Below are 9734 nucleotides of genomic sequence, written 5' to 3'. Positions count from 1 at the left end.
GCTCGGACACGTCGAGGCCTTCCGGTTCGATCAGCTCAGAACTGCCGATCTTGGAAGGCCTCGACCCCGATCACGCGGACCCCGCTACCGCGTGTCGCTCACACCCCCACCCCAAGTAGGAAGAGCCTCATAACGTCACAGACCACATCTCGCGGAAGAGCGAATAGAAACGCAGTGGGCTGCAAAAACAGCCGAACCGCTACGAGCCGTCACAGACCACATCTCGCGGAAGAGCGAATAGAAACGGCGCCGCCGAAGTCCACCAGGTACAGGGAGACCACGTCACAGACCACATCTCGCGGAAGAGCGAATAGAAACTACTGCAGTAGCTCTCGATCACCACCGACTTGTCGGGTCACAGACCACATCTCGCGGAAGAGCGAATAGAAACAATCCAGCCTCCATGATGGCCGCGATCTTCTGTCACAGACCACATCTCGCGAAAGAGCGAATAGGAAACGAGCGCCTCCTGCGCGCGAGCGCCAATTCGAGGGGTCGACCTTCGCATGGTTCGGCTGCGGCAGGGGGTCGCTGGGTTCCCCTGCAGCTTGGCGTCCGGGATATCGCGATAGCGTCCAGGCTCATTGGGTTTCCGGCTTGGTGCGCAGTGGTCCAGCGGCGGTCGTGATCTAACGCTGGGCACGCAAGCTGTTTCGGGCCAGCAGCCGATGACCGGACTCGTGGACCTCGTCCACGGTGGCCGCGACGTCGTCCCGAAGCGCCGCTGCAAGAATCTGCCGGGCGCCGTCGCGGACGACCTCGCCCAGCAATGGGCGAGACACGGTGTCGCTGGACACGGAGGCGTCGTCAACGACCTCGGGCCTTGACGCGGCTTTCTGAAGGCACGCCAGGGCGGCCCAGGTATGAACGTGACCATGGGCTTCGATCTCGTTCGGGAGGCAGATCTACTTCAGGCAGCCGTGCCGAGCGCTATCCGGAGGTTCTGATCATTGCTTGCGACGTTGAGCCGATCGGTGGCAGCCAGGTCAAGGGTGCGCCGGCAGCCGACCCGGTAGATTAGAACGACGGATGAGCCGGGAAGGGAGGGCGTCATGAGCGCTACGGTTCCGCGTGGATTTCGGTTCGAACAGACGATTCCGTACGACATGCCTGAGTCTCTGAGTGATCTCCACGGACCGACCTCGGGTGTCGTGACGGTGCGCCCACGCATCGATACCAGCCCGGATCCTGTCTACGACTTGGACGATCCCAGCCAACGATGGAGCCTCTACAGCGCGACGGTCCGAGACGGGCTGCCTGTTGAACAGGCGGCGATCCTCGACCGAAGCCTGCTGATCGCGCTGTGGCCCGACCTGAATCTGCCCACTCGTTGCCGCACCATCTGGGAAAGCAGGTTCGCCGAGTTGGCAGAAGCCTCGCGGCAGAAGGCCTCGTAGATGCTGCCGTTCCACCGCCGCCTCGCCAAGATCGGCCTCTTGGCCACGTCCGATTTCGGGTTCGTACTGGCCGGCGGGTATGCCATCTCGGCGAACGGAATGGGTGACCGTCCCTCGGAAGACGTCGACCTGTTCACCGACCGGCCAGATCCCGATCAGTTCGCGGTCGCCGTCGGTCGCCTCCGGCAGGCATACCTGAGCCACAGCCTCGAGGTGGAGGACGAGCGCATCCGACCCACGTTCGCCGATCTTCATGTGACCGACTCGGCAACCGGCGAAACCAGCAACGTCCAACTCGGACTCGACTTCAGAGCATTTCCACCGGCGACACTCGACATCGGTCCAGTACTCGACGCACGGGACGCGGTAGGCGGAAAGATGTCAGCCCTCTGGTCCCGAGGCGAAGCCCGTGACTACATCGACATCGCGATGGTCATCGACTCGGACAGATTCAGCCGCGAGGACGTCCTCGCCATTGCGGATCGACTCGAGGCAACACCCCTTGACCGCCGTATGCTCGCCGTCCGGTTCAGAGGAGCCGACCGGTACGACGAACGCACGTTCGCGCGCTACGGCGTGGACGCCGACGAGCGCACCCGGCTCATCGCCCGGTTCGCCGCCTGGGCCGACGACATCGACCCCCTGTAGCTTCAGTGGTCTTTGGGTGCTCCCAGGTAGTTCACCGCGTCGCTCATCTCTTCGAGGGACTCGATGTAGGCGGTCTCCAGCGTGCTGGCCAGGGTGATCGTCGTCCGGTCGGCGAATGTGACGGTGAAGCGGGGCTTCATCCGGCCGGAGACTTCGGAGCCGACGATGGGGGTGGCGTCCCACCAGAGGGCGTCGGGCTGGCGGCGTCCGGCCTCGATGCCCTCCGAGCGTGCGTAGTAGAGACGCGGGTGCTGGTGGTTGTCCGAGAACTGCTCCTTGTTCTCCTTGATCGTGGCCTTGTCGAGCGGCAGCGCGAGGACGCCGGTCGTCCACACGTGCACGTCGCGGCGTCCATGCCACGGACCGGTTATGTGACTGGCGGCCGCCAGCCATTGAGGAACGGTGGTAACGGCGCGGGCGCTCATCACGTCGACACCGAGCGACGCCAGCCAGGCCCGCAGCTGGCTGCTGTTGCGCGCCTGAACCGCTGCGGTGAGGCGCTCCCTGAGGCCGAGATCGGAGCCGTCCGGTGCGGCGAAACTGGCTTCGGTGGTCCACGACGGGACCACCTGAGCGGCGCCCACGGCGAGCAACGCCGACAGCACCGGCGCGAACAGGATCGCCACGGTGTCCTCGGGATCGGTGTCAGGCTCGGGTTGGTCGATCAGCGCCAGCAGCGAATGCAGCCGACCGTCGCCCAGTCCGTTGCGGCGAACCCGTGCGGCGGTCTGCTCGGCCTCGGCGGCGAGTTGCTGCTGAACGCTACGAACGATCACCTCATGCCACGGACACCAGCGGCCAGTTCCGGATCGACAGCTCGCCCTCCGCCGCGTCCAGCCACCCTCCGCCGCCGGTGAGCAGTTCGTAGGCCGGCAGATTGGGGTCGTACGCCGTCGCCGGGTCCGTGGCGCCGGCCCGTGTTGCGGCCTCGAACAGCCACAGGTAGTCCTCTTCGAGCACCTGCCAGGTCAGGTCGGCGCGGACGATCGCCCGCATCGCCTCGGACGCCGTCCGCGGACCCGCCGCCAGCACCGACAGCTGATCGGCGCGCAACTCGGCCTCGCGGGAGGCCGGTCCGGCCGCGATCGCATAGGCGCGGGCATAGAGGGTGAAGAACCACCGCCACAGCACGCCGGCCTTCTTTCGGACTTGGTGCAGAAGCACCAGCCGGCGGATGATCCGCGACAGCTCGGCGGTGTCGCCGCCGGCGAATTGCCCCAACTCGTGGGCGAGGACGGCACGCAGCTCACCACGGGTGAAGGTGGCGATCAGCGGCAGGCCCAGCTCGAGCTCTCGACGCCCGGCGGCCTCGGTGACGGACGCGTTGACCTCCGGGACGATCACGATGCGGTTCGGTGGCGCGGTCTGGGCGAGCGCCGCCAGCTCGGCAACCTCGGCCCACAGCTGCGGATGTTCCACGGGCGAGACCTCGATGCCCTCAGCCGGCTCGGGTTTGTAGATGATCGCGGCACGGACGCCGAAGAACAGCGCGACCACCAGCGGAATGACCAGAATCTGCAGCATCGGCACGACACCGTCGCCCCCGAAGAAGGCATCGCTGGCTGCCAGGATGCCCATCACAGTGCCGGCGATCAGGGCCACAACGACGACAGGGAAAATCCAAAGGACGAGCTTGGGGGCGAGACGGTAAAGCACATGGCGACTGTAGAGTGTCGGCTCGGTTTATGTGCGCGGTTTGTCCGGGCAGTTCTTAGTGACAACCAAGAATAGAGTCGGGTTCTCGCAACTCAGGATTGACTCAGAATGTGTGATTGGGGTAGTGAGGCTCGGATGCGCGTCTCGGACCGGGGGTCAGTACCAGCCCGCTCCACGCTTGAACGACCAGGCCTGACACGGCGTGCCGTACCGCTGTTTAATGTACTTCAAGCCCCATTTGATCTGGGTAGCCGGGTTCGTCTTCCAGTCGTCGCCCTCGCTGGCCATCTTGTTGGCCGGCAGCGATTGCGGAATGCCGTAGGCGCCTGAGGACGGGTTCGTGGCGTTCCACTTCCAACCCGATTCCTGCGTGAATATCTTGTTCAGGCAGCCGAACTGGTCTTTGCCCCAGTCATATGTGTCGAGCATGATCTTCTTCGCGATGTCGCGGGGCGGCGTCTTCTTCGGGTCATAGCCGAGCTTCTTCACCTCGTCCGCGTACCGGACCGCCTTCTCGGCCGCGGCACGTTGCTTGACGAACTCGCTGACCTGCAGTGCACGCGCCTGCGCGGCGATGTCCACCTGAATCTTGCTGAGCGCCGCCTGCCGGCTGTCGAGCGCGCGAGCCAACTCGGGCAGCAGCGCCGGACGTTCGGTGTCGCGCGACGCCTCCTGGACGCTCCGTTCGCTGCCGATCGGCCTCGGGCTCGGTTGCTCGCCTGGTAGCGGCGCGGCCTGGGCCGAACCCGCGATACCGGACGTCACCATCAGCGCGGCGACGACCGCCACGCCGGTGCGAAGGAGGGTGGACACTCGTCGAGAGTGCCACACGATCCGTGATCGTCACACCCCGCGGGCGCGTCCTCGGGAAACGCTGAGCGGTTCTTCGCGTGTCGTTGAGGTTGCTGGAGCTGACGGGTCTCGACAAGCTCGACCAGCGGTGACGGGTCTCGACAAGCTCGACCAGCGGTGACGGGTCTCGACAAGCTCGACCAGCGACCGGCTGGTTACAGGCCGCGGAGGAAGTCGGGGTCGTCGTCGGGGGCTCGCGGACGACGGGGTGGCGGCTCGCGGCGGACGGGGCGTCCGACCAGTAGCCAGGCGATGGCGCCGAGGCCGGGCAGCAGGATGATCACGGCCACCCACAGCCAGCGGGGCAGTTGGCGGACGCGGTCGGGATCGGCCTGGGCCACCTCGACCAGGCAGTACACGACCAGCAGTGCCAGCACCACCAGCGTAAGGACTCGCGCCATGGGCCTAATCTACCCGCATCGGGCGGGCATCAGTCCGACTTCTGTCCCGGCCGGGGAACCTCCTAGGGTGAACAGGTGCAGACGCGGGTGATCAGCGGTCCGGAGGTGCCGGCGGCCGTCGCCGACGTCCTCGCCGGAGGGCCGCCGATCGCCGTGGTCGCCGACCAGGCGTCCGTGCCGGCGTCCTGGAATCTGACTAGCTCAACCACCGGTTCACTAGCCGACACGGACCTCGATGCCGACATCGGTGTGCTGATCGGCACCTCCGGATCGACCGGCGATCCCAAGGGGGTGCTGTTGTCCAGGGCGGCGATGCGGGCGTCCGTCGAAGCCACCCATCGGCGACTCGGCGGCGCGGGCAACTGGGTCTGTCCGCTGCCGCTGCACTACGTCGCCGGCCTGATGACCGCGGCCCGCGCGGCCGTCGCCGGCACCCGGTTCAGCGTCGCGGCGTCCGATCTGTCCGACCTGCCGCTCGAACCGGGCCGCAACTACCTCTCGGTGGTCGCCGCCCAACTCCATCGCGCCTTCGACGATGCGACCATCATCACAGCGCTGACCAGGTTCGATGCCGTCCTGATCGGCGGCTCGGCGATCCCCGCAGGGCTTCTCGCAAAGGGAAAACAAGCCGGGATCAACCTGGTGGCCACCTACGGCATGGCCGAAACTTGCGGCGGCTGCGTCTATGACGGCGTCCCGCTGGACGGCGTCCGCGTCGCCATCGGCGCCGACGAACGGATCGAGATCGCCGCCGCCAGCGTCTTCTCCGGCTACCGGTGCGACCCGGACGCCACCGCGGCGGCCCTGCGCGTCGATCCGGACGGCGTCCGCACCCTGCGCACCCACGACCGGGGACGGTGGAGCGACGGCCGGCTCCAGGTGCTCGGACGCCTCGACGACGTCGTCATCACCGGCGGCGTCAACGTCGATCTGGGACGCGCCCAGCGGGCCGCGGACGCCGTCTTCGGGCCGGGCGCGGTCGCGCTGCTCGGCGTCCCCGACGAACGCTGGGGCACCCTGATCGTCGCCCTCACCGAACTGCCGCTGAGCGTCGACGACTGCCGCGCCCGGCTCGCCGGAGGCCTCGAACCCGCCGCCGTTCCGCGCCTGCTGCGCCGGGTCGCTGGCCTGCCCCGAACCTCCACTGGCAAGATCGATCGGCGGAGCCTGCGCGCGGTGTGGGCCGAAGGGAGCTGAGTGGCGACATCGAGTCAATGGCTGGAAGGTGCCCGGGTGCGGACCCTGCCGGCCGCCGTGTCCCCGGTGCTCGCCGGCAGCGGCATCGCCGCCTTCGAAGGCGCGTTCTCGCTGCCCCTGGCACTGCTCTGCATGGTCGTCGCGCTGGCCCTGCAGGTGGGCGTCAACTACGCCAACGACTACTCCGACGGCATTCGCGGCACGGACGCCGACCGGGTCGGTCCGATGCGGCTGGTGGGTTCCGGCGCCGCCACACCCGGCAGCGTCAAGGCCGCCGCATTCGCGAGCTTCGGGGTGGCAGCCCTCGCCGGACTGGGTTTGGTGCTGCTCACCCAGCTGTGGTGGCTGCTGGCCGTCGGGGTCGCCGCGATCGCCGCAGCCTGGTTCTACACCGGCGGACGCCGTCCCTACGGCTACCTCGGACTAGGGGAGTTGTTCGTCTTCGTGTTCTTCGGCCTGATCGCGGTCGGCGGCACCGTGCTGGTGCAGGTCGGGCACACCACCGCGGCGACCTGGGCGGCGGCGGTCGCGATCGGCGCGCTGGCCTGCGCGATCCTGGTCGCCAACAATCTGCGCGACCTGCGCGGGGACGCCGCCGTCGGCAAACGGACGCTGGCCACCCGGCTCGGCGATTTGGGCACCCGCTGGTTCTTCACCGGACTGGTCGTCGTCGCGTTGGCCGGCGTCGTGGTGGTGGCGCTGCTGACCACCCGCTGGGCGCTGCTCGGACTGCTCGCGGTGATCTTGCTGGCCGGACCGGTGCGCCTGGTGCTCTTGGGCGGAACCGGACGTGCGCTGATCAAAGTGCTGAAACTGGTCGGGCTCGGCGAGTTGGCGACCGCCGCCGGAATGGCGCTCGGCCTGCTGATCGGGGGCTGAATGCGGCCTCTCACCGTCACCTACGACGTCCCGCTGACAACGTGTTTTCGGGGCGTCACGAGGCGTTCCGGCATTGTGTTGCAGGGCGCTGCCGGCTGGGGGGAGTGGAGTCCGTTCCCCGAATACACCCGGCCCGAGATCGACGCCTGGTGGCGGGCCGCGCTCGAGGCGGCCGAGGTGGGCTGGCCGGCGCCCGTCCGGTCGCGGGTGCCGGTGAACAGCATCGTCCCGGCCGTGGACGCCGAACGCGCCGGGGCGTTCGCCCTGGCCGGGGGCTGTCGGACGGCGAAGGTCAAGGTCGCCGAACGCGGCCAGTCGCTCGCCGACGACATGGCGCGGGTGGAGGCGGTGCGCGACGCGCTCGGGGCGTCCGGACGGGTGCGCATCGACGCCAACGGCGCCTGGGACGTGGACGAGGCCGTCCGGGCGTTGCGCGCACTCGCCCGCTTCGACCTCGAATATGCCGAGCAGCCGTGCGCCGGCGTCGAAGAACTGGCCGAGCTGCGGGTGCGGCTGGCCCGGTCGGGCGTCGACGTCCCGGTGGCGGCCGACGAGTCGATTCGGCGGTCCGGCGATCCGGAACAGGTCGCGGCCCTGGACGCCGCGGATGTCGCGGTGCTGAAGGTGCAGCCGCTGGGAGGCGTCCGGGCCTGCCTGGAGCTGGCCGAACGGCTGGCCATGCCGGTGGTGGTGTCGTCGGCGTTGGAAAGCTCGGTGGGCATCGCGGCCGGCGTCGCTCTGGCCGCCGCACTGCCTGAATTGCCGTACGCCTGCGGGCTGAACACGGTCGCACTGTTGGCCCGCGACGTCACCGATCGGCCGCTGGCGGCCGTCGATGGCGCGATCGAGGTGCGCCGGGTCGTCCCCAGCGGCAATGATTGGCGGGCAGCGGACGAACTGGACCAGTGGTGGCGCCGGCGGCTGTCCGAAGTGGAAGAGGGAACCTGGTGAGCTCGTCGGTGTGCGCCGGCACGATCGTGGCGCAACTGTGTGCCCAGGGCGTGACGGACGCCGTGCTCGCGCCGGGCTCCCGCAGCGCCCCCCTCGCGTTGACGCTGGCCCGTGCCGAGGCCGACGGACGCCTGCGGCTGCACGTCCGCTTCGACGAGCGCAGCGCCGGCTTCCTGGCGCTCGGCCTGGCGAAGGCGTCCGGACGGGTCGTGCCGGTGGTGACGACGTCCGGGACGGCGGTCGGCAACCTGATGCCGGCCGTGATGGAGGCGCACCACGGCGGCGTCCCGCTGCTGGTGGTCAGCGCCGACCGGCCTGCCGCGCTGGTCGGTTTCGCGGCCAACCAGACCACCGATCAGTCCCGGCTCTTCCAGCCGTTCGTGCGCTGGTCGGCGCGGGTGTCGTCGGCGGCGCCGGCGGCGTCCTGGGCGGCGCAGACGGCCCGCGGCTGCCTGCTCGCGGCCGGGCTGGGCAGCCGGAATCCGGGACCGGTGCAGCTGAACGTGGAACTCGATCAGCCGCTGGTCGACGACATCGCGGTGCCGTCGGTGCGCCCGGTGATGCAGGAGCCGGTGGGTGCGCTCGGGGCGGTGCCTTTGCCGGCCGGGCCGCGGACCGTGGTGATCTGCGGGGACGCCTCGGTCGAGGTCGGACGCCAGGCCGCCGAATTCGCCTCCGCGGCGGGCTTGCCGTTGGTGGCCGAACCCTCCAGCAATGCGCGGGCCACGGCCTTGCGGACCGGACGGCTGCTGCTCGGCTCGCCGCTCGCCGACGACGTGGAACGGGTCGTGGTATTCGGGCACCCGACCTTGTCGCGTCCGGTGAATAGGCTGTTGGCAAGGGATAATGTCGAGGTCGCTGTGGTCAGCGCCGCCCCGGAGTGGCCGGATGCCGGATGGCAGGCGACGTTGGTCGTGCCTGGTTTGCGGGCGGAGTCAGGTGTGTCGCCCGAGGGCGCCGAGTGGCTGGCGCGGTGGCAGGCCGCGGACGCCGTCGTGGCCGCACGGGTCGATGCGGTGCTTGCTGAGCAGGTGGTGTTGACCGGGCCGGCCGTGGCGTCCGCGGTGGTCGAGGCGGTCGGCGACGGACTGCTGATGCTCGGCAACAGCCAGCCGATCCGGGACGCCGACCTGGCGCCTGGCGGGGCGGCGCGGGTGTTCGCCAACCGTGGCCTGGCCGGCATCGACGGCACGATCTCCACCGCGGTCGGCATCGCGCTGGCGTCCGATGAACCGCTGACCCTGCTCTGCGGCGACCTGACCTTCCTGCACGACGGCAACGGCCTGGCCGCCGGGCTGGGCGAACGGCGTCCGGATCTGCGTGTCGTGGTCGCCGACGACTCCGGCGGCAGCATCTTCGCCACCCTCGAATACGGCGACCCCCGGTACGCCGGATCGTTCGAGCGCGTCTTCGCGACCCCACCCGGCGTGGACCTGGCCCGCCTCGCCGAAGCCCACGGCGTCCGAGCCCTGCGGGTGACCGCCGTCGCCGAACTCACCGCCGCGCTCCGCCGTCCGATTCACGGCGTCGAGGTCCTCGTCGTGACCGTCGACCGCTCCGGACGCCGCGCCCTGAACGACCGCCTCAACTCTCTCGCCGCCGACCTCCCCTCCTGACCCGCCCCCCGTCGCACGCCGGGGACGGTTCTTCCGCGTTCGAATTTCGCCTGACTGGGGACGGTTCTTTCGGTTACCGGAGACGGTTCTCTTGGTCACTGGGGACGGTTCCCGGTGAATCTTGGGTTGATGTTGAG

Annotated in this window: 11 protein-coding genes and 1 CRISPR repeat array; of the genes, 6 read left to right on the top strand and 5 right to left on the bottom strand. The window is 69.0% G+C overall.

The genetic code is table 11. The features are described 5' to 3' along the window. Positions 1-134 precede the first annotated feature (134 nt). Positions 135-459: a CRISPR direct-repeat array (repeat unit 37 nt; unit sequence GTCACAGACCACATCTCGCGGAAGAGCGAATAGAAAC). Between the two features lie 170 nt (positions 460-629). Then, a complete protein-coding gene (locus tag QM619_RS05730) occupies positions 630-797 on the bottom strand; it encodes a hypothetical protein (protein ID WP_415105239.1) in 168 nt (55 codons plus the stop codon). 255 nt (positions 798-1052) lie between these two features. Between QM619_RS05730 and QM619_RS05725 the strand changes: the two genes are divergently transcribed. Together QM619_RS05725 and QM619_RS05720 are read left to right on the top strand one after the other, a co-directional pair. Further along, a complete protein-coding gene (locus QM619_RS05725; protein ID WP_415105236.1) occupies positions 1053-1397 on the top strand; it encodes a hypothetical protein in 345 nt (114 codons plus the stop codon). Beyond that, positions 1398-2045 carry a nucleotidyl transferase AbiEii/AbiGii toxin family protein gene (locus QM619_RS05720; RefSeq protein WP_415105233.1) on the top strand — a complete coding sequence of 216 codons (648 nt, stop codon included), beginning with the start codon at positions 1398-1400 and terminating at the stop codon, positions 2043-2045. A 2-nt stretch (positions 2046-2047) separates the two neighbouring features. On the opposite strand, the gene QM619_RS05715 is transcribed toward QM619_RS05720, so the two are convergent. The 4 genes from QM619_RS05715 to QM619_RS05700 all read right to left on the bottom strand — a co-directional run bounded on the left by QM619_RS05715 (position 2048) and on the right by QM619_RS05700 (position 4954). Continuing rightward, positions 2048-2821, bottom strand: a complete 774-nt coding sequence (locus QM619_RS05715; RefSeq protein ID WP_415105230.1) for a hypothetical protein — start codon at positions 2819-2821, stop codon at positions 2048-2050. Position 2822: 1 nt separating this feature from the next. Further along, on the bottom strand, positions 2823-3701 hold the full coding sequence (locus QM619_RS05710; RefSeq protein ID WP_415105227.1) for a M48 family metallopeptidase: 879 nt from the start codon (positions 3699-3701) through the stop codon (positions 2823-2825). 156 nt (positions 3702-3857) lie between these two features. Beyond that, a complete protein-coding gene (locus QM619_RS05705; RefSeq protein WP_415105224.1) occupies positions 3858-4514 on the bottom strand; it encodes a transglycosylase SLT domain-containing protein in 657 nt (218 codons plus the stop codon). A 194-nt stretch (positions 4515-4708) separates the two neighbouring features. Then, positions 4709-4954 (bottom strand): PLDc N-terminal domain-containing protein, encoded by a 246-nt coding sequence (locus QM619_RS05700; RefSeq protein WP_415105221.1) that lies wholly within the window; start codon positions 4952-4954, stop codon positions 4709-4711. A 75-nt stretch (positions 4955-5029) separates the two neighbouring features. On the opposite strand from QM619_RS05700, the gene QM619_RS05695 reads away from it, so the two are divergent. Genes QM619_RS05695 through menD form a run of 4 tightly spaced genes read left to right on the top strand, consistent with a single transcriptional unit; the run spans position 5030 to position 9597 of the window. After that, the gene (locus QM619_RS05695) at positions 5030-6151 is read left to right on the top strand and encodes an AMP-binding protein (protein WP_415105218.1); all 1122 of its coding nucleotides are present in this window, start codon (positions 5030-5032) and stop codon (positions 6149-6151) included. Further along, a complete protein-coding gene (locus QM619_RS05690; protein ID WP_415105215.1) occupies positions 6152-7030 on the top strand; it encodes a 1,4-dihydroxy-2-naphthoate polyprenyltransferase in 879 nt (292 codons plus the stop codon). It begins immediately after the preceding gene. Then, complete coding sequence (locus QM619_RS05685; RefSeq protein WP_415105212.1) at positions 7031-7981, top strand: o-succinylbenzoate synthase; 951 nt, start codon at positions 7031-7033, stop codon at positions 7979-7981. Next, on the top strand, positions 7978-9597 hold the full coding sequence (gene menD, locus QM619_RS05680) for a 2-succinyl-5-enolpyruvyl-6-hydroxy-3-cyclohexene-1-carboxylic-acid synthase (RefSeq protein ID WP_415105210.1): 1620 nt from the start codon (positions 7978-7980) through the stop codon (positions 9595-9597). The genes QM619_RS05685 and menD overlap by 4 nt, the downstream gene beginning before the upstream one ends. Positions 9598-9734: the final 137 nt, after the last annotated feature.

The organism is Micropruina sp., assembly GCF_047606665.1.
Taxonomy (GTDB): Bacteria; Actinomycetota; Actinomycetes; order Propionibacteriales; family Propionibacteriaceae; genus Micropruina.
The sequence above is the reverse complement of the archived record's forward strand: the minus strand, read 5'-3'. Positions and strand labels throughout refer to the sequence as shown.